The sequence below is a fragment of the Massilia sp. Bi118 genome, assembly GCF_918697865.1.
Classification (GTDB): Bacteria; Pseudomonadota; Gammaproteobacteria; order Burkholderiales; family Burkholderiaceae_D; genus Telluria.
Map to the genome: position 1 here is coordinate 487,362 of NZ_CAKKMV010000001.1, position 20,989 is coordinate 508,350.

The 20,989-nt window shown below is 65.3% G+C and carries 20 protein-coding genes and 1 tRNA gene; 12 read left to right on the plus strand and 9 right to left on the minus strand.

The annotated features are described in order from the left end of the window. The first annotated feature begins 89 nt into the window (after positions 1-89). Positions 90-1,202, plus strand: a complete 1,113-nt coding sequence (locus tag LQV39_RS02195) for a serine hydrolase (RefSeq protein WP_230019979.1) — start codon at positions 90-92, stop codon at positions 1,200-1,202. Between the two features lie 108 nt (positions 1,203-1,310). Here the strand turns inward: LQV39_RS02195 and LQV39_RS02200 are convergent, their stop codons facing one another. Beyond that, on the minus strand, positions 1,311-2,096 hold the full coding sequence (locus LQV39_RS02200; RefSeq protein WP_230019980.1) for an IclR family transcriptional regulator: 786 nt from the start codon (positions 2,094-2,096) through the stop codon (positions 1,311-1,313). 118 nt (positions 2,097-2,214) lie between these two features. Between LQV39_RS02200 and LQV39_RS02205 the strand changes: the two genes are divergently transcribed. From LQV39_RS02205 to LQV39_RS02245, 9 genes are all read left to right on the plus strand, one after another. Beyond that, positions 2,215-2,601, plus strand: a complete 387-nt coding sequence (locus LQV39_RS02205; protein WP_230019981.1) for a diacylglycerol kinase — start codon at positions 2,215-2,217, stop codon at positions 2,599-2,601. Positions 2,602-2,780: 179 nt separating this feature from the next. Next, complete coding sequence (locus LQV39_RS02210; protein ID WP_230019982.1) at positions 2,781-3,419, plus strand: peroxiredoxin; 639 nt, start codon at positions 2,781-2,783, stop codon at positions 3,417-3,419. Positions 3,420-3,582: 163 nt separating this feature from the next. Continuing rightward, the gene (locus LQV39_RS02215; protein ID WP_230019983.1) at positions 3,583-4,356 is read left to right on the plus strand and encodes a sulfite exporter TauE/SafE family protein; all 774 of its coding nucleotides are present in this window, start codon (positions 3,583-3,585) and stop codon (positions 4,354-4,356) included. Positions 4,357-4,456: 100 nt separating this feature from the next. Continuing rightward, entirely contained in the window at positions 4,457-5,302 is an 846-nt protein-coding gene (gene cysT / locus LQV39_RS02220) for a sulfate ABC transporter permease subunit CysT (protein ID WP_230019984.1), read from the plus strand. Position 5,303: 1 nt separating this feature from the next. Continuing rightward, on the plus strand, positions 5,304-6,209 hold the full coding sequence (cysW, locus tag LQV39_RS02225) for a sulfate ABC transporter permease subunit CysW (RefSeq protein WP_230019985.1): 906 nt from the start codon (positions 5,304-5,306) through the stop codon (positions 6,207-6,209). Beyond that, the gene (locus tag LQV39_RS02230) at positions 6,206-7,279 is read left to right on the plus strand and encodes a sulfate/molybdate ABC transporter ATP-binding protein (protein WP_230019986.1); all 1,074 of its coding nucleotides are present in this window, start codon (positions 6,206-6,208) and stop codon (positions 7,277-7,279) included. The genes cysW and LQV39_RS02230 overlap by 4 nt, the downstream gene beginning before the upstream one ends. Beyond that, positions 7,276-8,208 carry a CysB family HTH-type transcriptional regulator gene (locus LQV39_RS02235; RefSeq protein WP_230019987.1) on the plus strand — a complete coding sequence of 311 codons (933 nt, stop codon included), beginning with the start codon at positions 7,276-7,278 and terminating at the stop codon, positions 8,206-8,208. The genes LQV39_RS02230 and LQV39_RS02235 overlap by 4 nt, the downstream gene beginning before the upstream one ends. A 46-nt stretch (positions 8,209-8,254) precedes the next feature. Then, positions 8,255-9,409, plus strand: a complete 1,155-nt coding sequence (locus LQV39_RS02240; protein ID WP_230019988.1) for a sensor histidine kinase — start codon at positions 8,255-8,257, stop codon at positions 9,407-9,409. Next, positions 9,397-10,122: a LytTR family DNA-binding domain-containing protein gene (locus LQV39_RS02245; RefSeq protein ID WP_230019989.1), complete on the plus strand. Its 726-nt coding sequence runs from the start codon at positions 9,397-9,399 to the stop codon at positions 10,120-10,122. Before LQV39_RS02240 ends, LQV39_RS02245 begins: the two co-directional genes overlap by 13 nt. Here the strand turns inward: LQV39_RS02245 and LQV39_RS02250 are convergent. The 7 genes from LQV39_RS02250 to LQV39_RS02280 all read right to left on the minus strand — a co-directional run bounded on the left by LQV39_RS02250 (position 10,109) and on the right by LQV39_RS02280 (position 19,146). Continuing rightward, positions 10,109-13,696 (minus strand): M1 family aminopeptidase, encoded by a 3,588-nt coding sequence (locus LQV39_RS02250; RefSeq protein ID WP_230019990.1) that lies wholly within the window; start codon positions 13,694-13,696, stop codon positions 10,109-10,111. The genes LQV39_RS02245 and LQV39_RS02250 overlap by 14 nt on opposite strands. 12 nt (positions 13,697-13,708) lie before the next feature. Next, positions 13,709-14,575, minus strand: coding sequence for an ABC transporter ATP-binding protein (locus LQV39_RS02255; RefSeq protein ID WP_230019991.1), 867 nt, complete (start codon positions 14,573-14,575; stop codon positions 13,709-13,711). A 148-nt stretch (positions 14,576-14,723) separates the two neighbouring features. Further along, positions 14,724-15,770 (minus strand): aldo/keto reductase, encoded by a 1,047-nt coding sequence (locus tag LQV39_RS02260; protein ID WP_230019992.1) that lies wholly within the window; start codon positions 15,768-15,770, stop codon positions 14,724-14,726. A gap of 133 nt (positions 15,771-15,903) precedes the next feature. Next, the gene (locus tag LQV39_RS02265) at positions 15,904-16,941 is read right to left on the minus strand and encodes a quinone-dependent dihydroorotate dehydrogenase (protein ID WP_230019993.1); all 1,038 of its coding nucleotides are present in this window, start codon (positions 16,939-16,941) and stop codon (positions 15,904-15,906) included. 99 nt (positions 16,942-17,040) lie between these two features. Further along, positions 17,041-17,769 (minus strand): arginyltransferase, encoded by a 729-nt coding sequence (locus tag LQV39_RS02270; RefSeq protein ID WP_230019994.1) that lies wholly within the window; start codon positions 17,767-17,769, stop codon positions 17,041-17,043. A gap of 59 nt (positions 17,770-17,828) precedes the next feature. Next, entirely contained in the window at positions 17,829-18,551 is a 723-nt protein-coding gene (gene aat, locus LQV39_RS02275) for a leucyl/phenylalanyl-tRNA--protein transferase (protein ID WP_230019995.1), read from the minus strand. Between the two features lie 13 nt (positions 18,552-18,564). Next, positions 18,565-19,146 carry an NUDIX hydrolase gene (locus tag LQV39_RS02280; protein WP_230019996.1) on the minus strand — a complete coding sequence of 194 codons (582 nt, stop codon included), beginning with the start codon at positions 19,144-19,146 and terminating at the stop codon, positions 18,565-18,567. Between the two features lie 128 nt (positions 19,147-19,274). Here LQV39_RS02280 and LQV39_RS02285 point away from each other — a divergent pair. After that, positions 19,275-19,351: transfer RNA gene (locus LQV39_RS02285), tRNA-Met, on the plus strand. Between the two features lie 159 nt (positions 19,352-19,510). Then, positions 19,511-19,921, plus strand: coding sequence for a T6SS immunity protein Tdi1 domain-containing protein (locus LQV39_RS02290; RefSeq protein ID WP_230019997.1), 411 nt, complete (start codon positions 19,511-19,513; stop codon positions 19,919-19,921). Between the two features lie 8 nt (positions 19,922-19,929). On the opposite strand, the gene LQV39_RS02295 is transcribed toward LQV39_RS02290, so the two are convergent. Next, complete coding sequence (locus LQV39_RS02295) at positions 19,930-20,988, minus strand: hypothetical protein (protein WP_230019998.1); 1,059 nt, start codon at positions 20,986-20,988, stop codon at positions 19,930-19,932. Position 20,989 lies beyond the last annotated feature (1 nt).

Here is a 20,989-nt window from a genome sequence, read left to right on the forward strand (position 1 = left end):
GGGGCGCAGATGTTACATTCTCTTGCGCTTCACCCGTCATTCGCTACACTGCATTAAGTGCTCATCAGTTCGCGTTCAAGGATTTACAGATGCTCAAGCTCGCGTTGGCCGCCGCCATCTCCATGATGTTCCTGCTTGCCCCGCCGGACGCCGCCGCCAGGACCAAGCACAAGGGACGCACGGCCGCGGCCAAGCATGTCAAGCAGGTCAAGGCCAAGCGCACCGACCTGGCCAAGGTCATCGCCGACGATAACCGTCAGCGCATGGTGCGCCGGATCGAGATGGTGCACGGCAAGCGCCGGGTGGTCTACCAGCGCGTGCGCCGCGCCGCCCCGGCCATCGCCGTCCTCAGCGCCGGCGACCTGGTCGGCCTGAACAAGACCCACGATCCGCTGGCCCTGCGCTCCTCGGTCGCCTACGTGATGGACCAGACCAGCTCGGAAGTGCTGTTCGAAAAGAATTCCACCGTCGCCCTGCCGATCGCCTCGATCACCAAGCTGATGACCGGCCTGCTCGTGGTGCAAGCCCAGCAGAACCTGGACGAAGTGCTGACCATCACAGACGCCGACGTCGACAAGCACAAGTACACCAGCTCCCGCCTGCCTGTCGGCGCCCGCATGACGCGCGGCAACCTGCTGCACATTGCACTGATGAGCTCGGAAAACCGCGCCGCCGCCGCGCTGGGCCGCAATTACCCCGGCGGTATCAACGCTTTCGTCGAAGCGATGAATGCCAAGGCCAAGGAACTTGGCATGAACGATACGCATTATGTAGATTCGAGCGGTCTGTCGAGCCAGAACGTGTCGAGCGCGCGCGACCTGGCCAAGCTCGTGATGACGGCCCACCAGGAACCGCTGCTGCGCCAGTACACGACCGACCCGAACTACGTGGTCGAAGCCAGCGGCCGCCGCATGCAGTACCACAACACCAACTACCTGGTTGCGATGCCCGACTGGAATATCGGCCTGCAAAAGACCGGCTTCATCAACGAAGCAGGGCGCTGCCTGGTGATGCAGGCCATGATCCAGGGACGCAATGTGATCATGGTGTTCCTGGATTCGAAGGGGAAACAGTCGCGGACCGCGGATGCGGGCCGGATGCGCAAATGGCTGGAGGCCTTGAAGCCGGCGATTCCGGCGGCTGCTGCTGCCGCGGTGCCGGTGACGGTGTCGGCGGTGGTGCCGGGAACGACGGCGCAGTGACAACGAACGTGCAAACGTCGTCCCCGCGAAGGCGGGGATCCAAGTTTGTTTGCAGACTGCTCGCGCAACTTGGGTTCCCGCCTTCGCGGGAACGACGAGCTAACTAAATCAAACGCCGGCGCCGACGCGATGCCCCAGCGTCGCCGAAATCTGCGCCGCCGTATTCACCAGATCCTCCAGCCACTCTTCCTGCAGCCGGTCCGCCGGCGCCGAGATCGACAGTCCCGCCACCAGCTTGCCGCTGTCGTCATGAATGCCGGCTGCCATGCAGCGCACGCCCAGTTCCAGTTCCTCGTTGTCGCGCGCGTAGCCGCGTGAGCGCACCAGCGCCAGCTCGCGCTCGAGGCGGGCAAGGTCGGTGATCGAATTCTTGTTGTGGCCGGCCAGCCCGGTGCGGGTGGCGTAGGCGCGGATGGCCTTGGCTTCGTCGACGGACAGGAACAGCTTGCCGGTCGAGGTCAGGTGCAGCGGACCGCGGCCGCCGATCGCACGCACCACCTGCATGCCGGAACGCTCGGAGAAGGCGCGGTCGATGTAGACGATCTCGTCGCCCTGGCGCACCGACAGGTTCACGGTCTGGCGCGTCTTGTTGTGCAGGGCGCGCATCAGGTCGACCGCCGCTTCGCGCACCGACAGGCGGCTCTTCACCACATTCCCCAGTTCCAGCAGGCGCATGCCGAGGCGGTAGGTGCCGGGCTCGACGCGGTCGACAAAGCGGGTCACCACCATGTCGTTCAGGATCCGGTGCGCAGTCGAGGGATGCAGGCCGGATACCTTCGACAATTCCTTCAGGCTGACAGGGTCCGAATAGCTGGCCAGGACGTCGAGCAGGGCGACCATGCGCTCGATCACCTGGATGGAAGTTTTCGCTGGTTCGAGAGTTTCCATTTTCATATAGTGGTTGCTGCGGTGCGGTATATTTCTCTACTTTATACCATAATGTGAAAATTGTGTTTAACGTGTTGTTGGAGAGTGCGGCATAATGCCAATCCTGCAAGCAACCACGACACCCATGAATCAACCCAGCAGCGAGTTCAAGAGCAAGGGCGGCCTGGCGCGCATCGCCGCCGCCACCGGTTATTCGATCGCCGGTTTCAGGCACGCCTGGCAGCATGAGCATGCCTTCCGCCAGGAGTTGATGGTGGCGCTGCCGGCGGCCATCGTGGCATTGTTCCTGCCGGTGTCAGGCTTCCAGAAACTGGCCCTGATCGCCGTGCTCGGGCTGGTGCTGCTGGTGGAGCTGATCAACGCCGCCATCGAAGCAGTGGTCGATCGCGTCTCGCTGGAACGCCATCCGCTGTCCAAGGCCGCCAAGGACCTGGGCAGCGCGGCGGTGGCGCTGGCGATCGCGATGGCTGCAGCAACCTGGGCAGTGGTCTTGTACAACCGTTTTTTCTGAGGAGCCTCGCAAAACCTACTGCGCGTTGCACTGTCGATGGGGACGCCGAGTCCTGCGATGCTCGCTGTACTTTCGTACAGCTGCGCTTCTCGATCAACATTGCGGCCGCTCGCTACGGTTTATCGAGGCCCCTAATTGCGGCGCCTTTGGCGCCTTATCTAACCTGAAGGAGAACAGCAATGACCTTACGCCTGGGCGACACCGCTCCCGATTTCGAGCAGGATTCCACCATCGGCCGCATCCGCTTCCATGACTGGGCGGGAGATTCCTGGGTGGTGCTGTTCTCGCACCCGGCCGACTTCACGCCGGTGTGCACGACCGAGCTGGGCCTGACCGCCAAGCTGAAACCCGAGTTCGACAAGCGCAACGTCAAGGCCATCGCCCTGTCGGTCGACCCGGCCGAGCAGCACAAGGCCTGGATCAAGGACATCGAGGAAACCCAGCAGACCGTGGTCGGCTTCCCGATCGTCGCCGACGCCGATAAATCGGTCTCGCAGCTGTACGACATGATCCACCCGAACGCCTCGGCCACCGCCACCGTGCGCTCGCTGTTCGTGATCGACCCGGCCAAGAAAGTGCGCCTGATCATCACCTACCCGATGAGCACCGGCCGCAACTTCGACGAAGTTCTGCGCGTGATCGACGCCCTGCAACTGACCGACGGCTACACCGTCGCGACCCCGGGCAACTGGAAGGATGGCGATGACGTGATCATCCCGCTGACCATTCAGGATCCGGAGCAGCTGAAGCAGAAGTATCCGAAGGGGTTCACTTCGCCGAAGCCGTATCTGCGTCTCACGCCGCAGCCGAACAAGTAATACTTCCGTGGGCTCGGGGAGCCCACCCTACCGCAACTCGTAGGGTGGGCACTCTGTGCCCACGGCAATGCCCACGCGCCACGCCTGCATAAGCAAAGAAGTAATCTGTTGTTGGCTTAACGGCCGAGCCCCTTTACCCTTGGAGCCAATCTGGGGGTAAAGCATGTTAGTTACATATATCCTGTCGGGCTTCGGCGTCGGCTTGCTGGTCGGAATGACCGGCGTCGGCGGCGGCTCGCTGATGACGCCGCTGTTGACGCTGCTGTTCGGCGTCACGCCATCGGTGGCCGTCGGCACCGACCTCGCCTTCGCCTCGCTCACCAAGAGCGCCGGCACCGTCACCCACCGTTCGCGCGGCAACGTGCACTGGCCCATCGTCGGCCGCCTGTGCATGGGCGCGCTGCCCGCCGCGCTGCTGGCCACCCTGGCCCTCCAATATCTCGGCCCGCTGAATCCCGCCATCGGCCAGACCATCCGCTATTCGATCGCCGTCTCGGTAATGCTGACGGTGGTCGCGATCCTGTTCCGTTCGAAGATGCTGGCCTGGGTCAACGCCAAACCCGGCCGCCAGCTGCAGGGGAGGGCGCTCTCTGCCGCCACCATCACTGCCGGCGCCGTGCTCGGCACCCTGGTCACCGTGTCCTCGATCGGCGCGGGCGCGATCGGCGCCACCCTGCTGGTGATGCTCTATCCGAAGCTGAGCCCGGCCGAAATCGCCGGCACCGACATCGCCTATGCGGTGCCGCTGACCGCCATCGCCGCTGCCGGCCACTGGTGGCTGGGCTCGATCGACTGGATGCTGCTGGTGACCCTGCTGGTGGGCTCGGTGCCGGGCATCACGCTCGGTTCCTGGGCCGCGAAGGCGGTGCCGGAAAGATTGTTGCGCGCCTTGCTGGCGATGACTCTTGCCGGGGTGGCGTTCAAATTGATCTCCTAATAGCGGAATCGTCTATGCAAATGAGGAATGCTTCGTTTGCGATATGTGTTCCGAATGCGATTATGTCGCCTTATTAGAAGAAATTGTAATAAGGCCCTCCATGACTAGCATAGTGACCAGCCGCAGCAGCGCCAACCGGGTGATCCCCGGCTTCGGGCTGTCGCTCGGCTTCACGATCTTCTATCTGGCGCTGATCGTGCTGGTGCCCTTGTCGGCGATCTTCCTGAAAACCTTCACCATGACCTGGGACGCGTTCTGGAACGCCGTCACCTCGGAGCGGGTGATGGCTTCCTACCGCCTGAGCTTCGGCGCGGCCCTGATCGGCGCGACCATCAACGTCGTGTTCGGCGGCATCGTCGCCTGGGTACTGGTGCGCTACCAGTTTCCCGGCAAGCGCTTCGTTGATGCCCTGGTCGACCTGCCGTTCGCGCTGCCGACCGCGGTGGCCGGCATCACCCTGACCGCGCTGTATTCGAGCAATGGCTGGATCGGCAAATACCTGGAGCCGCTTGGCATCAAGGTCGCTTTCACCCCGCTGGGCGTGGTGGTGGCGCTGACGTTTATTGGGCTGCCGTTCGTGGTGCGCACCGTGCAGCCGGTGCTGGAAGACGCCGAGCGCGAACTGGAAGAGGCCGCCGCCAGCCTGGGCGCCAGCCCCTGGCAGACCTTCATCCGCGTGATCCTGCCGGGCATCGTGCCGGCGCTGCTGACCGGCTTCGCGCTGGCCTTTGCGCGCGCGACCGGCGAATACGGCTCGGTGGTCTTCATCGCCGGCAACATGCCGATGGTCTCGGAGATCACGCCGCTCTTCATCATCACCAAGCTCGAACAGTACGACTACACGGGCGCAACCGCGATCGCCGTGGTCATGCTGATCGCCTCCTTCCTCCTGCTGCTGGCGATCAACCTGCTGCAGGCCTGGACGCGCAAGCGGGCGGGGAAATAACATGAGTGCAGTCCTGGAAAAACTCGAACCCGCCAAAGCGGCCGCGCAGGCGCCGCGCAAGGCCACCAACACGCTGGAGCCGGGCTGGGTGCGCTATGCCCTGATCGCCGTGGCGCTGCTGTTCCTGACCCTGTTCCTGTTCGTCCCGCTGGTGGCCGTGTTCGCCGAGGCGCTGAAGAACGGCTGGGACACCTACAAGGAATCCATCTTCGATCCGGATGCGCTGGCCGCCATCAAGCTGACCCTGATTGCGGCCGTCATCTCGGTGCCGCTGAACCTGGTGTTCGGCGTGGCGGCAAGCTGGGCCATCGCCAAGTTCGACTTCCGCGGCAAGAGCCTGCTGCTGACCCTGATCGACCTGCCGTTCTCGGTGTCGCCGGTGATCGCCGGCCTGATGTACGTGCTGATGTTCGGTTCCCAGGGCTGGTTCGGCCCCTGGCTGATGGAGCACGACATCAAGATCCTGTTTGCGGTGCCGGGCATCGTGCTGGCGACCGTGTTCATCACCTTCCCCTTCGTCGCGCGCGAACTGGTGCCGCTGATGCAGGCCCAGGGCAGCGAGGAAGAAGAGGCGGCGCTGGTGCTGGGCGCGTCCGGCTGGGCGACCTTCCGCCGTGTGACCCTCCCCAACATCAAGTGGGGCCTGCTGTACGGCGTGATCCTGTGTAATGCCCGCGCGATGGGCGAGTTCGGCGCCGTCTCGGTGGTGTCCGGCCACATCCGCGGCGAGACCAACACCATGCCGTTGCAGGTCGAGATCCTCTACAACGAATACAACTTCACGGCGGCCTTCGCGATCGCTTCGCTGCTGGCCCTGCTGGCCCTGGTCACGCTGGCGGTGAAATCCTTTATCGAATGGCGCCTGCACCAGGCGCGCAAAGCCAATATCACGGAGCAATCGGCATGACGATCGAAGTCCAACACATCCGCAAGCAGTTCGGCCAGTTCACGGCCCTGGATGACGTCTCGCTGCAGTTTGCCGACGGCGAGCTGACCGCGCTGCTCGGGCCTTCCGGCTGCGGCAAGACCACGCTGCTGCGCATCATCGCCGGCCTCGAATTCCCGGACGCAGGCCGCGTGCTGCTGGACGGCGCCGATGCCTCCGCCAGCCACGTGCGCGAGCGCCAGGTCGGCTTCGTGTTCCAGCACTATGCGCTGTTCAAGCACATGACCGTGTTCGAGAACGTGGCGTTCGGCTTGAGGGTAAAACCGCGCAAGGAGCGCCCGAGCGAAGCGCAGATCCGCGAGAAGGTCAAAAAGCTGCTCGAGCTGGTGCAGCTGGACTGGATCGCCGACCGTTACCCGCCGCAGCTGTCCGGCGGCCAGCGCCAGCGCATCGCCCTGGCGCGCGCGCTGGCGGTGGAGCCGCGCGTGCTGCTGCTCGACGAACCCTTCGGCGCACTGGACGCCAAGGTGCGCAAGGAACTGCGCCGCTGGCTGCGCCAGCTGCACGACGAACTGCACGTGACCTCGATCTTCGTCACCCACGACCAGGAAGAAGCGCTGGAAGTGGCCGACCAGGTGGTGCTGATGAACAAGGGCCGCGTCGAGCAGCTCGGTACCCCGGACGCCGTCTACAACCAGCCGGCCTCGCCTTTCGTCTACGGCTTCCTCGGCAACGTCAATTTGTTCCATGGGCGCGTCAATGACGGCGTTCTGGCCAGCGGCGAAGCGAAATTCGAGGCGCCGCAATATGCCGGCGTGCAGAACGGCGAGGGCATCGCCTACGTGCGCCCGCACGACCTCGAAGTCGAGCGCTATGCGCCGGGCCTGGAAGGCGTCGCGGTCAAGCTGCGCCGCGCGCATGCGATCGGCCCGCTGGCCCAGCTCGACCTGGAGCGCGCCGACAATGCTCAATTGATCGAAGCGGTGATACCAAATGAGCAGTACCGCGCGCTCAACCTGCGTGACGGCGAGACCCTGCTGGTGAAGCCGCGCCGCATGCACGTGTTCGTCGATCAGGGTGACGGGATATGAACTTCCAGCAGCTGCGTTCGGTGCGCGAAGCGGCCCGCCGCAACTTCAACCTGACCGACGTGGCGAACGCCCTGTTCACATCGCAGCCGGGAGTATCGCGCCAGATCCGCGAACTCGAGGACGAGCTGGGCGTCGTCATCTTCGAGCGCAACGGCAAGCGCCTGACCGGCATGACGGATCCGGGCAAGGGCATCCTGAAGATCATCGAGCGCCTGCTGGTCGAGGCCGAAAACCTGCAGCAGGCCAGCAGCGAGTACGCGGCCCAGGACAGCGGCACGCTGACGGTGGCCGTCACGCACACGCAGGCCCGCTATGCGCTGCCGCAGGTGGTGCAGGCCTTCCGCAATACCTATCCGGACGTGCGCATCGCCCTGCAGCAGAGCGCGCCGGAACACATCGCCGAATGGGTGTTGTCGGGCCGCGCCGACATCGGCATCGCCACCGAGGGCCTGTCGACCTTCCAGGACCTGGTGTCCTTCCCGTGCTACCGCTGGAGCCACCTGGTGGTGGTGCCCGACGGCCATCCGCTGCTGAGCCGCAGCCCGATCAAGCTGGCCGACCTGGCCGGGTTCCCGCTGATTACCTACGACGTCGGCTTTACCGGCCGCGGTCACATCGACGCCGCGTTTGCGAGTGCCGGCGTGAATCCGGATATCGTGCTGACGGCGATGGATTCGGACGTCATCAAGCAATATGTGTCGCTGGGGATGGGGGTAGGGATCGTGGCGTCGATGGCCTTCGATCACGGGCGTGACCGCGGCTTGCGGGCGATCGAGTCATCGCATTTGTTTGCGCCGAATGTGACGCGGCTGGCGGTGCGGAAGGGGGCTTATCTGCGGGCGTATGCGTATGACTTCATCGAGCGGTTCGCGCAGGGGTTTACGCGGGCGGATATTGAGAAGGCCTTGCATCCGGTGGTGGTGGACTAGGGGCTGTTTTGTCATAATGCAAGTGTCCGCCAAACGCCCGCTTGCCATGACCCTCCCGTTCGCCGCACCCGAGCCGTTCCCGCAGTCTCCACCCATCCCGACACCGGCAGCCGGCACCCCGCTCCAGGCCAGCCAGGCCGCCGCGCCAGCGCGCGACTACTGGCTGTGCCAGTGCGCCGGCTGGGCCATCCTCGGCGGAATCAGCGTGATGTCCTCGGGCCAGGGCGCCTTCGGGACGATGTTGCCGATGACCGTGGTGAAGCTGCTGGTCATGATTGACGGTCTGCTGCTGTCGCATTGCTGGCGTTTGTTCCTGCGCCGGCGAGGCTGGATCGACCGCAGCGACCCGCCGGTGCCGCGCATCCTGCTCGGGCTGATCGTGCTGTGCGTGGCGCAGGTCGGCCTCCTGGTCGGCACCGACATCCTGATCCGCGACGGCGCCGTGATCGCGGACAGCGACGCGACGGCTATCGTGATCGCCCTGTGCGTGCTGTGGTACGCCGTATTCCTGATGTGGACCCTGATGTATGCGGTGGTGCTGTCGCGCCGTCGCGCGCGCCGCTTCGAACTCGAAAAGCTGCAGCTCGAAGTCAGCGTCAAGGATGCCGAGCTGCGCGCACTGCAGGCGCAGGTGAACCCGCACTTCTTCTTCAACAGCATGAACAGCATCCGCGCGCTGATCTACCAGGATCCGGACACCGCGGCGCAGGCGGTCGGCCAGCTGGCTGGCCTGATGCGCCACAGCCTGCGCGCGGGCCAGGCTCCGACCGTGCGCCTGGCCGACGAGGTGGCGGCGGTGAATGCCTACCTCGCGATCGAACGGCACCGCTTCGACGAGCGCTTGCAGGCCGAGGTCGGGATCGCGCCCGGCCTGGACGACGTGCCGATTCCGCCGATGGCCTTGCAAACGCTGGTCGAAAACGCGGTCAAGCACGGCGTCGAACCTGCCATCGGCGCGTGCCGGGTGCGTGTGAGCGCCGTGCGCGATGGCGAACGGGTACTGCTGACCGTGGCCAACCAGGGCCGCCTGCAGTCCGCCAGCGCCTCGACCCGGCTCGGCCTGGCGAACACCGTCAAGCGACTGGCGCTGCTGTTCGGGCCGCGCGCCGCCTGCACCTTGCGCGAAGACGATGGCTGGGTGGTGGCGCAGGTGGTGCTGCCGCAGGAAACCGACTGGGAGGGTAGTGCATGCGCGCGCTGATCGTGGACGACGAGCGCCTCGCGCGCAACGAATTGCGCCGCCTGCTGGCTGCGCACCCGGCGCTGGAGGTCGTGGGCGAAGCGGCAAATCCGATCGAGGCACGCGCCGCGATCGAGGCGCTGGCGCCGGACCTGGTCTTCCTCGACGTCCAGATGCCGGGCGGGAGCGGTTTCGACCTGCTGGCATCGCTCGACGCCGCGCCGGCCGTGATCTTCACCACCGCCTTCGACCAGTACGCGCTGCGCGCCTTCGACGTCAGTGCGCTCGATTACCTGCTCAAGCCGATCGAACCGGCGCGCCTGGCGCATGCCTTGCGCAAGTTCGAGGCGCGTCTCCAGCTGCCTGCGCCCGCCCCGGCGCCGCAGCCGGCACAGGCGCAGGCGGCCGACGGCAAGGTGTTCATCAAGGACGGTGAGCGCTGCTGGTTCGTGGCGCTCGAGCAGATCATGCTGTTCGAATCGGAGGGGAATTACACGCGCGTCTACTTCGACGCCAACCGCCCCATGCTGCTGCGCTCCCTGAACCAGCTCGAGGCCAGGCTGGATCCGGAGCGCTTCCTGCGCGTGAGCCGGCGCCAGATCGTCAACCTGGATTTCGTGACCGGGATCGCGCCGGGGCCGGGCAACGGGATGGTGCTGACCTTGAAGGGGGAGGTCAAGGTGCCGATGTCGCGAAGGCGGGCGGCGGAGTTCAGGCAGTTTAACGGGTTGTGACCGTTTTGCGATTATCCCCCGCCACCCTGTCGATCAGCAGGTCATACGGATCCACCCCGGCCTCCACCGGCTTCGCATCCACCGTCACGCTCACTGTGGATTCCCCAGCCGGCAGCATCCGCTTGCCGCGCCACAGCACGCGCTCCTTGCCGGCGGTGTCAACCCCGAACACCGCCAGCTCGACCGGTTCGTCGTACGCACGCGCCGTTTCCTTGCCCTTGCCATCGGCTTCCAGCTTGGCCAGACGCAGTTTCATGGTCACGTCCCACTTGCCGTCGGCGCGCCGCGTGGCACCCGCATCCGTCATCCGGTTATCGTAAAACACGATGCGCTCGAACAGGTCGGTGATCAGCGCCTGCTTGCTGGCCGGCGCGGCGGCGCGGATGGCTGCCAGCAGGTCGCGGCTGGTGACGTAGGGTGCGGTCTGGTAGCGGTGCTGGTCCAGGAAGTCCTTCAACACGCGGTTCAGCACGTCCTCGCCGAGTTCCTCACGCAGGCGATAGAACACCAGGCTGCCCTTGCGGTACTGGATATACATCTGATCCTCGACCTTGAACAGCGGCTGCTCTTCCACCAGTTCCTTGCCGCGCCCGGCGAAGTACTGGTCGAGGTCCCAGCGCAGAATGTGGCGGGTCTTCTCGGGGCCGAAGGCCTTTTCCACCGCCATCAGCGCCGAATACTCGGCCAGCGACTCCACCAGCATGCCCATGCCCTGGGTGTTGGCCGGAATCAGCTGGTCACCCCACCACTGGTGCGCCACTTCATGTGCCGTCACGTAGAACACGTGGTTGACCTTGTCTTCGCCGCGGAGGTCATTGACGAAACCGAGCGATTCCGAGAACGGGATCGTGTTCGGCAGGCTGCGCGCATACGGCAGGTACAGCGGGAATTCGGTGATACGCAAGGCTTTGTGCTGGTACGGCCCGAAGTGCTCGGTGAAGTAATCGAGTGCGCCCTGGCTGCCCTGGATCATGCTGTCGATGTTCCAGGGGTGCTTGCGGTCGTAGTACACCTCGATCGGCACACCGTGCCAGGCGGCCTTCTTCACGTCCCAGCGGCCCGACTGGTAGGAGAAGAAGGGCAGTATTTTCGCGTCCATCGTGTAGCGGTAGTAGCGGCGGCCGTCCCGTTTCCAGCTCGCAGTCAGGGTGCCCGGCGCGATCGCCACCTGGTCGGCGCTGGTAGAGACGGTGGTCTCGAAATCGATCAGGTCGGCGTCGAAGCCGAACAGCTTCCAGAAGTTGGATGCATGGGCGGCCTGGTCGTCCAGTGCCGGCATGCGATGCGGCTCGCCCAGGCCGCGCTGGCGGCGCTCGGCACGATCGCTGATCTCGCCGGCCTGCACGTAGCCGAGTTTCGGGAAGTAGTCTTCCGAGGTGAACATGGTGCCGTTGTGGTTGATGCCGTCCGGGGCGCCGCTTTCGGTGAAGCCCGGGTTGCGTACCTCGGCAGTGAAGTCGAAGGCCAGTTCGGCGTTCGGCGCCAGCGGCTCGCGCAGCTCGACGATGCGGAAGCCCAGGCGGCGGTCGTCCAGCGTGATGGTGTGCGCTGGCAGCCCAAGCAGGGTCGTGGTGGCGCGCGGGTCGAGCTGGAAGCGCAGGCTGCGCAGCGGCTGCGTGGTCTTGTTGCGCACCACGTAATGGCCGCGGATGGCGACGCGGCGCTCTGCCGGGACGATGTCGACGTCGGCGCGGATCCCGATCAGGCTTGGGTTGGGCATGGACAGGTAGCGGCGGTACTGCTTTTCGTAGTCGGCGCGGGCGTCGAGGGCAGCCGTGGCGGACTCGTAGCCGTTCAACACATTGGTGTTGTAGAAGATCCAGCCGCCGCATGCGGCCCAGGCGGCCAGCGAGACCGCCAGGCCGGCGCGGGCCTTGCCGCGCAGGCGCAGGGCCAGTGCGCGCAGGCGCAGGCGCCAGCCGTCGCTGCGGCCGCGCATCCAGAACGCCTGGGCCAGGATCGCCAGCGCCAGCGCGAGCAGGGTCCAGTACAGTGCGAACCAGCACCAGCCGGTGAGGAAGTGGCCATAGCCGTTGATGTCCGAGTAAGTCAGCGGCGGCAGGTCGGCGTAGCGCAGCAGGCGGTGTTCGAGGCCGAGGCTCTTCAATACCGGGCCGCTGACCAGCAGGCCGATGCCGAGCAGGTAGCCGATATATTTGTTGTTGGCGATGGCTTGCAGCGCGAGCAGGGCCAGTGCGATCAGCATGAAGTAGACCGCGTTGACCAGCGTGCCCTGCAGGTACAGCCTGAATTCGATCGGTGCGCCGCCCTTGACCAGCTGGATCGCGATGCCGGCCAGCGCGCCGGCGCCGAGGAAGGCGAAGATCACGGCAAACAGTGCGCCGGCTTTGGCGCCGAGCGGGACCCAGTCCGGCAGCGGCATCGCATCCGTGAGGTCGGCAATCTTTACCTGCCGGTCGCGGAATACCAGTTCGCCGCTGTAGAAGATCAGGACGATCACCAGCACGGCATTCATGCCGCCGGCCAGCTCTTCCAGCACCAGGCGCGTGAGTGGGTAGGGCACGCTGTCGAAGCGCATGCCGCCGATGGTGAAATTGGCGATGAAGTTGGCGACGGCGAGCAGCAGCAGGATCAGGAAGGGCAGGCCGCGCAGCACGCCGCGGGTTTCGAAGCGCAGCAGTTGCCACCATTGGGCCAGCAGGCCGGCGGCGCTGAAGCGTGGGGCAATGCGGCGCACGGCGCCTGGGGTCATCGGGCGCGCTGCCGCCGGTGCCTGCACCGGCGTGTGCTTGCCGAAGCGGCGGCCGGCGGTCCCGGCGCGCTGGGTCTTGAAGCAGGCGACTGTGGCGCCGAACAGGCCCAGTGCGATTGCTGTCCAGAGTCCGCGGTTCAGCAGCAGCACCCCGGACAGCGGCGGCAGCTGGGTATTGGCCTGATACGTCGAGTAGTAGCGCGTCAGTTGGGCCAGCGCACGTACGCCGAACGGATCCAGCAGCACCGCCAGCGATTCGCCATTGCCGCCGCTGGACAGCGTGGCCGCCATCCCCCACAGCACGGTAAAGGCGATCACGCCGGCATACACCATGATCAGCGAGCGCGTGAGCGCCGCCAGCAGCGTGAGCAGGGCGGCGACGAACAGCAGGTTCGGCACCACCAGCACGCAGAAGGCCCAGACGTAGGATTGCAGCGAAAAGGCGCCGAGCCGCTGCGGATCGATCGAGGGCAGGCGCGAGCCGAGCATCATCGCCACCGTGATCAGGGCGAACACGGCGAGGCAGGCGGCGAAGCCGGCGAGGAAGCGGCCGCCCAGGTAATCCAGCTTGCGCACCGGCGCGGCGAACAGCAGGTCGGCGATGCCGGCCTCGCCATCGCGCAGAATGGCGCCGGCGATGAACACGGTGACCATGAACATCGCGATCAGGCTGAGGATGCCGAGCTGGTTGGCGATGACCACCGGCGCGTTCAGGTGCACGTTGCCGATCGCGCCGCCGATGCGGACGGCATCGCTGCCGGCGCTCAGGAAGGCAATCGCCGCCAGTGCCACGGCGACGATCCACAGCAGCGGCTGGCGCAGCTGGTAGCGCAGGTCGAAGCGGAAGAATTCTTGCCACATGACGATCTCCTTTCAGGCCTGGCGCAGCTGCAGGAAGTAGACGTCTTCCAGGCCCGGTTCGACCGGCGCGAAGCCGCTGTCGGGCTGGAAGGCGGCGAACACGTTGATCTGCGGCGTACCGCCGATCAGGCGCGTCGACAGTACGGCGAAGCGGCGCTGGTAGTCTTCCAGCTCGTCCTGCTTGACGCTGCGGCGCCAGACCTGCTGCTTCAGCGCGTCGATGGCGTCCTGCGGCCGCCCCTGCACCAGCACCTTGCCCCTGGCGATGATCGCCATGCGCGGGCACAGGTCGGTCACGTCTTCGACGATATGCGTCGATAAGATCACCACCACCTGCTCGCCGATGCGCGCCAGCAGGTTCAGGAAGCGGTTGCGTTCGTCGGGGTCGAGGCTCGCGGTCGGCTCGTCGACAATGACCAGCTGCGGCGCGCCGAGCAGGGCCTGGGCGATGCCGAAGCGTTGGCGCATGCCGCCGGAATACGTCGCCACGCTGCGCTTGCGTGCGTCCCACAGGTTGGTCTGGTGCAGCAGGCCCTCGACCACCTCCTTGCGCTCGGCGCGCCGGGTCAGGCCCTTCAATACCGCGAAATGGTCCAGCAGCTCGAGCGCGCTGACCTTCGGGTACACGCCGAAATCCTGCGGCAGGAAGCCGAGGCGGCGGCGCAGGCTGTCCTTGTCCGCGAGGACGTCGACGCCATCGAAATGGATGCTGCCGCTGTCCGGGTCTTGCAGTGTGGCAATCGTGCGCATCAGGGACGACTTGCCGGCGCCGTTCGGGCCGAGCAGGCCGAACATGCCGGTGGGAATCTCGAGGCTGACGCCGTCGATGGCATGGACGCCGTTGGCGTAGGTCTTATTGAGGTTTTTTATCGATAGCATGGCGGGTTCCTGGGCTTCGCATGGTGATGTCACGTGCAAAGCTTAGGCGCCCCGGGTAGGGGCTGCTATCGATGAGAAACGAGTGGCGGGTTCGAGGGATGAGCGGTCAAAAAGGCGGATGAGTGGTCAAGGGCACGACAGGCGAGTATTACTGGCCAGGATTGGTGTACCGGGCATGAACTGCATCGATCGCCTTCATCACCTCAACCGAAAGCGTCAGCGATTCAGCATCGATGTTCTCCTTCAGCTGCGCCAGCGTAGTCGCCCCAATGATGGTCGACCCCACGAACCACTGCGAATAACACCAGGCCAGCGCCATCTGTGCAGGCGTCATGCCATTCGCCCGCGCCAGCGCCGCATACTCCTTCGCCGCCGCCAGCACGGCAGGCCGCAGATAGCGCGGGCTCCAGGTCGGCGGATAAATCGTCAGGCGTCCGACGGCCTGCGGGTTGTCGAGATACTTCGCGCTCAGCTGGCCGAAGGCAAGGGGGCTGTAGGCGAGCAGGCTGACCTCTTCGCGGTAGCACACCTCGTCCAGTAAAGTGGTCTCGAAGGCGCGCGCCGTCAGGTTGTACAGGTTCTGGATGGTGGCAATCCGTGGCAGGCCCTTCATCTCGGCCTGCTTGATGTACTCGCACACGCCCCAAGGGCTTTCGTTCGACACGCCGATGTGGCGGATCTTGCCTTCCTTGATGAGTTCGCCCAGCACGGACAGGGTCTCTTCGACCGGCACGCTGGCGCGCTCCTTCTTCGGCTCGAACTGGTTGGCGCCGAAGATCGGCACGTTGCGGCTGGGCCAGTGCAGCTGGTAGAGGTCGATGTAGTCGGTCTGCAGGCGGGCCAGGCTGTCGTCGACGGCGGTGCGGATATTCCTCGCATCCAGGTTGTGTCGGCCGCCGCGGATCCAGGTCTGGGTGGCATTCGGGCCGGCGGCCTTGGTGGCCAGGACGATCTGGTCGCGTTTGCCGGATTTCTTCAGCCAGCTGCCGATGAAGCGCTCGGTCGAGCCCTGCGTTTTCGCGCTCGGCGGCACCGGGTACATCTCGGCCGTGTCGATGAAGTTGATGCCGCGCTCGATTGCGTAGTCGAGCTGGCTGTGGGCGTCGGCTTCCGTGTTCTGTTCGCCGAAGGTCATGGTGCCCAGGCAGATGCGGGAGACGCTGAGGTCGGTGCGGCCGAGCTGGTGCTTTTTCATGAGACATTCCTAATTGGTTGGCGCTTACCGTCGTTCCCGCGGAGGCGGGAACCCAAGTTTCTTTGGTCCGCTACGAACTTGGATTCCCGCCTTCGCGGGAAGGCGTTTCGGGCAATGCCCGGAACGACGGTGGTCAAGCCCGCAGCGCGTCCGCGCACTCCTTGACCAGCGCCGGTCCGCGATAAATCAGGCCGCTGTACAGCTGCACCAGCTGCGCGCCGGCGGCGATCTTGGCCTTGGCGTCGCGTCCGCTCAGGATGCCGCCCACGCCGATGATCGGAATCGCATCGCCGACTTCCTTCTTCAGCGCGCGGATCACGATGTTCGACAGGTCGAACACCGGGGCGCCGGACAGGCCGCCCTGCTGGCTGGCGTAGCGGTGGTTTTCGACGTCGCGGCGGCTGAGCGTGGTGTTGGTGGCGATCACACCGTCGATGCCGTGGCGCAGCAGGGCCGCGCCGATGTCGCGGATCTGGTCGGCGTCCACGTCCGGCGCGATCTTCAGGGCCAGCGGCACGTAGCGGCCGTGCTCGTCCGCCAGGCGCGACTGCTCGCCCTTCAGTTGGGCCAGCAGGGCGTCCAGTTCGGACGCGCCCTGCAGCTGGCGCAGGTTCTTGGTGTTCGGCGAGGAGATGTTGACCGTCACGTAGCTCGCATAGGGATAGACCTTGCGCAGGCAGTGCAGGTAGTCCTCGGCGGCGCGTTCGATCGGGGTGTCGGCGTTCTTGCCGATGTTCAGGCCGAGCACGCCGCGCTTCTCCTGGTAGAAGCTGGACGCCTGCACGTTGGCGACGAAGGCGTCGACGCCGCCGTTGTTGAAGCCCATGCGGTTGATGATGCCGCGCGCCGATGGCAGGCGGAAGATGCGCGGCTTCGGATTGCCGGCCTGTGGGCGCGGCGTGACCGTGCCGACTTCGATCGAGCCGAAGCCCAGCGCCGCCAAGCCGTCGATGTAGGCGCCGTCCTTGTCCAGGCCGGCGGCCAGGCCGACCGGGTTGGGGAAGGTGATGCCCATCACGGTGCGCGGATCGGGCTTGGGCTTGCTGACGAGGCCGGTCAGCCCCAGCGCACTGGCGCGGCGCAATGCGGGCAGGGTGAGGTTGTGGGCCGTTTCTGGGTCGAGGGCAAACAGCAGCGGGCGGGCAAGGGCGTACAAGAGTTTGTCGGACATGGTTGCCTATACGTGAATTGCCGACATTCTACCCCGGACAGTTAATCCACGATGTAAATACGGGGGGGGCTGGGCACGGGGTGCCCACCCTACGGCGATTCACCGCTCCAACACGCCCCACACGCCATCGATCCGCGCCTCCAGCGGCCGGAAATTGATCTTGTACGCCATCTTCGGGCTCTGTTCGATCCAGTAGCCGAGGTAAACATAGGGCAGGTCCAGTTCGCGCGCCTGCTCGATCTGCCACAGCACGTTGTAGGTGCCGTAGGAGGCGCCCTCGACGTCCGGGTCGAAGAAGGTGTAGACCGAGGACAGGCCGTCCGACAGCACGTCGATGATCGACACCATGCGGAGCAGACCGTCCGGTTCGCGGAATTCGACCAGGCGCGTGTTCACGCGGCTCTGCAGCAGGAACTGGGCGTACTGGTCGCGGCTGTCCTGGTCCATGCCGCCGCCGACGTGGCGGGTGGTCTGGTAGCGCAGGTAGAGCGCATAGTGTTCGTCCGAGAACGACAGGTTGGCCACCATCGCCGACAGGTCCTCGTGGCGCTTCCAGGCGCGGCGCTGGCTGCGGTTGGGGCCGAAGTCGTTGACGGCCACGCGCACGGGTATGCAGGCGCGGCAGCCGTCGCAATACGGACGGTAGGTGAAGATCCCGCTGCGGCGGAAACCATTGCGCACCAGTTCCGAATACACGTCCGCGTTGATCAGGTGCGAAGGCGTGGCCACCTGCGAGCGCGCCTGGCGCGCATCGAGGTAGCTGCACGGATAGGGCGCCGTCGTATAGAACTGCAGCGTGGAAAAGGGCAGGTCATTTAAGTGCGTCATGCAAAGCTCTCGAGACGACGTGTTTGACCCATTGTAGCCAAAGACAGCGCGGCGCACCGTTAGGTGGTCAACGGTGGCGCAACTTCCCAACGTTCGATGGCGGGCTCGGCGATCGCCTGGCGCAGGTGTTCGAGGAAAGCCTTGCGCGGAATCGGCATCGCGCCCAGCGAGGCCAGATGGCCGGTCTCCTGCTGGCAATCCAGCAGGCGTACGCCCTGGCTGCGCAGGAAAGCGACCAGGTAGGCCAGCGCTACCTTGGAGGCGTCCGACACGCGCGCGAACATCGATTCGCCATAAAACATGCGGCCAATGCAGACGCCATAGGCGCCGCCAACCAGTTCGCCATCCAGCCACACTTCCGCCGAATGCGCGTAGCCCATGCGGTGAAGGCCCGTGTAGCCGGCGATGATGTCTTCCGAAATCCAGGTGCCGGGACCGTCCTTGCGCGGCGCGGCGCAGGAGCGCATCACCGATTCGAAGGCGCTGTCGAAGCGCACCACCCAGGGGCCGTCTTCGAGGCGCGAGCGTTCGACCTTGCGCAGGGTTTTTTTCAGGCTGTCGCTGACCTTGAAGCGGTCCGTGTACAGCACCATGCGCGGATCGGTGCTCCACCACAGGATGGGCTGGCCTTCCGAAAACCAGGGGAAGATGCCGTTGCGGTAGGCCTGCAGCAGGCGCTGCGGCGACAGGTCGGCGCCGGCCGCGAGCAGGCCGGGGGCGTCCGTGGTCAGCGCCTCGGATACGTCGGGGAAGGGCGTATTCGCTTCGAGCCAGGGGATCATCGTCGCTCTATGATCAATCGGGTTCGACAGGGGCGCGCATTGGCCGCGTGATGTCGCGGGTATGGACACCGTAGCTGCCGCCTTCGAGCACCTGGCGGCGGTCGGCGAAGAACAGTTCCAGCGTGGTGCGGATGGTCGGGAAGGCCAGGTCGTCCCAGGGGATCTCGTGCTCGGCGAACATCTGCACGTCCAGGCTCTCGACCCCCGCTTCATAATCGAGGTCGAGCAGGCGCGCCAGGTAGAACAGGTGGACCTGGTGCACGTGGGCGACATTCAGGAGGGTGAACAGGTTGCCCAGCTCGACATTGGCGCCGGCTTCCTCCTCGGTTTCGCGCACCGCGGCCTGGCCGGTGGTCTCCTCGTTTTCCATGAAGCCCGCCGGCAGCGTCCAATAGCCATAGCGCGGCTCGATCGCGCGCTTGCACAGCAGCACTTTCAGCTCGCCGTCCTGTTCCCAGACAGGGATGGTCCCGATTACCATCTTCGGGTTCTGGTAATGGATGGTGCCGCATTGGGTGCACACGTAGCGCGGACGGTTGTCGCCTTCGGGGATGGCCACCGTCACCGGATGGGCGCACTCGGAGCAGAATTTCATGGAATCTGTGGGTAATGACGTTGCCCTTACTTTACCACCGTATCGCAACAACTGTACCTTGATCCAAGGTGGAAAGAGGAATGCCATTGCGTAAATCAGCGCGGCTGCGTATAATACGAACCATCAGACGCGGGGTGGAGCAGTCTGGCAGCTCGTCGGGCTCATAACCCGAAGGTCACAGGTTCAAATCCTGTCCCCGCAACCAGATTCGGAGGCCGTTGATTCTGTTTAGGATCAGCGGCCTTTTCATTTTCCCTGCCGGCCCCGGCAGGGCCTGAAGCGCCTCAACCCCCCTCTCCCTTGCCGCAACGTATGCGGCCCAGCCCGGTCGAATGCCATGTCGCTACCATTGCGGAGTCATTCGATGATCAATGTTGACGAGATTAACGAGGCATGGGGCTGGGTCGGCTTGAACGCGGAAGAGGTGCTGGGCGAGAACGCCTTCGGCAACCTGATCATCCGCGACGACGAAGGCAGGTACTGGCACCTGTCGCCGCAGGACCTGTGTTGCGAACCCGTGGCCGAAGACCGCGCCGCCCTCGATGCCCTGTCATATAACCAGGAATTCCTGAACGAATGGTATATGCCGGAGCAGGTGGACCTGGCCGAATCCGCGCTGGGTCCGCTGAGCGCGGGCCGCAAGTACTGCCTCAAGATCCCCAGCGCGCTGGGCGGCCACTACCGGCGCGACAACCTGGCCACCGTGCCGCTGGCCGAACTGATCCGCTTTGCGGGCGAGAGCGCCCAGCAGTTCGAGGGCCTGCGCTGGAATTAAGTACTTGGTTAAAAGTCCTTGAGGAAGCCCACCTGGAACAGGTCGCGGTCATCGGTCTGGCGGAAGGTTTTTACGCGGTTGAAGTTCGCGAACACGCGCGCATGGCGCGTCAGGGCATGCTCGGCCTGGAAGGTGATCAGCAGGTTGCCGCGGGTTTCGTTATCGGCGCGGCGGTTGCGCGCGACATAGGGGCCGAGGCCGGCGCTCATCGCGAAGCGCGGCGTGACCCGCTGCACGTAGAACAGCTGCGCGGCCAGGCCGCGGCGGTCGACCCGTGCGCCATCGTCGCCTTCGAACAGGAACTTGCCGGACACGGCCCAGTGCTCCATGCGCTCGCCCAGGTAGCGTCGCGCTTCCAGCACGGCGGCCATGGCGCCGTCGGTGCCGGACATGTTGGTGATCGAATTGCCGGCCGAGAGGCCGAACCAGGTCTGGCCGTCGGCCGGGTCGGTGTCTGGATCGGTTTCCGAGCGGCCGAACTGGCGGCCGATGCCGATCATTAGCGCATCCGAGCGGTGCACATTGCGCATCTGCACGTGGTTGTAGCCGATGCGCAGGTGGGTGCCGTCCGGCATGAAGCCCAGCGGCAGCCGCAGGCCCACGCTCACCAGGGCGCCGACATTCGCATCGTCGATCTGGCGGCCGTCGAGGACGGTCGTGTTCATGCTCAGGTAGGGGCCGACGCCCAGCTCGATGGCGCTGCGTGCGCCCAGCTGGCGCACCATCAGCCATTGCACGGCGAAACCGTCGCGGTGGTTGTTGTCGGGGTGCCCTTCATTGTAGTGCACGAAGTCGATGCGTTCGCTCAGGCTGTCCGGCAGCGGCGAACCGAACAGGGTGCGCTGCTGGCGCCCGGCGCGGATTTCGAAGGTGCGGCCGCGCATCCAGACATTGCCCTCGGCATTGCCGCCGTGGATGCGGCCGTTGCCGAAGACCGCCGACAGGTAGGCGCCGTGGTCGTCAGGGGCCTCGGTGACGTCGGTGGGCACGGTCTGGGCCTGGGCCAGGCCGGCGCAGGCCAGCAGCAGGGCGGCGAGGGAGGTGGAGAGGATCTGTTCGATTTTCATT

What these genes read in the sequence shown, in the direction of transcription:
- LQV39_RS02280 (WP_230019996.1), bottom strand. Translation starts at nt 19,146, where the DNA reads ATGAAATTCTGCTCCGAGTGCGCCCATCCGGTGACGGTGGCCATCCCC.
- cysT (WP_230019984.1), top strand. Translation starts at nt 4,457, where the DNA reads ATGACTAGCATAGTGACCAGCCGCAGCAGCGCCAACCGGGTGATCCCC.
- LQV39_RS02250 (WP_230019990.1), bottom strand. Translation starts at nt 13,696, where the DNA reads ATGTGGCAAGAATTCTTCCGCTTCGACCTGCGCTACCAGCTGCGCCAG.
- LQV39_RS02290 (WP_230019997.1), top strand. Translation starts at nt 19,511, where the DNA reads ATGATCAATGTTGACGAGATTAACGAGGCATGGGGCTGGGTCGGCTTG.
- LQV39_RS02255 (WP_230019991.1), bottom strand. Translation starts at nt 14,575, where the DNA reads ATGCTATCGATAAAAAACCTCAATAAGACCTACGCCAACGGCGTCCAT.
- LQV39_RS02270 (WP_230019994.1), bottom strand. Translation starts at nt 17,769, where the DNA reads ATGACGCACTTAAATGACCTGCCCTTTTCCACGCTGCAGTTCTATACG.
- LQV39_RS02205 (WP_230019981.1), top strand. Translation starts at nt 2,215, where the DNA reads ATGAATCAACCCAGCAGCGAGTTCAAGAGCAAGGGCGGCCTGGCGCGC.
- LQV39_RS02295 (WP_230019998.1), bottom strand. Translation starts at nt 20,988, where the DNA reads ATGAAAATCGAACAGATCCTCTCCACCTCCCTCGCCGCCCTGCTGCTG.
- LQV39_RS02230 (WP_230019986.1), top strand. Translation starts at nt 6,206, where the DNA reads ATGACGATCGAAGTCCAACACATCCGCAAGCAGTTCGGCCAGTTCACG.
- LQV39_RS02265 (WP_230019993.1), bottom strand. Translation starts at nt 16,941, where the DNA reads ATGTCCGACAAACTCTTGTACGCCCTTGCCCGCCCGCTGCTGTTTGCC.
- LQV39_RS02215 (WP_230019983.1), top strand. Translation starts at nt 3,583, where the DNA reads ATGTTAGTTACATATATCCTGTCGGGCTTCGGCGTCGGCTTGCTGGTC.
- cysW (WP_230019985.1), top strand. Translation starts at nt 5,304, where the DNA reads ATGAGTGCAGTCCTGGAAAAACTCGAACCCGCCAAAGCGGCCGCGCAG.
- LQV39_RS02200 (WP_230019980.1), bottom strand. Translation starts at nt 2,096, where the DNA reads ATGAAAATGGAAACTCTCGAACCAGCGAAAACTTCCATCCAGGTGATC.
- LQV39_RS02210 (WP_230019982.1), top strand. Translation starts at nt 2,781, where the DNA reads ATGACCTTACGCCTGGGCGACACCGCTCCCGATTTCGAGCAGGATTCC.
- aat (WP_230019995.1), bottom strand. Translation starts at nt 18,551, where the DNA reads ATGATCCCCTGGCTCGAAGCGAATACGCCCTTCCCCGACGTATCCGAG.
- LQV39_RS02195 (WP_230019979.1), top strand. Translation starts at nt 90, where the DNA reads ATGCTCAAGCTCGCGTTGGCCGCCGCCATCTCCATGATGTTCCTGCTT.
- LQV39_RS02235 (WP_230019987.1), top strand. Translation starts at nt 7,276, where the DNA reads ATGAACTTCCAGCAGCTGCGTTCGGTGCGCGAAGCGGCCCGCCGCAAC.
- LQV39_RS02260 (WP_230019992.1), bottom strand. Translation starts at nt 15,770, where the DNA reads ATGAAAAAGCACCAGCTCGGCCGCACCGACCTCAGCGTCTCCCGCATC.
- LQV39_RS02245 (WP_230019989.1), top strand. Translation starts at nt 9,397, where the DNA reads ATGCGCGCGCTGATCGTGGACGACGAGCGCCTCGCGCGCAACGAATTG.
- LQV39_RS02240 (WP_230019988.1), top strand. Translation starts at nt 8,255, where the DNA reads ATGACCCTCCCGTTCGCCGCACCCGAGCCGTTCCCGCAGTCTCCACCC.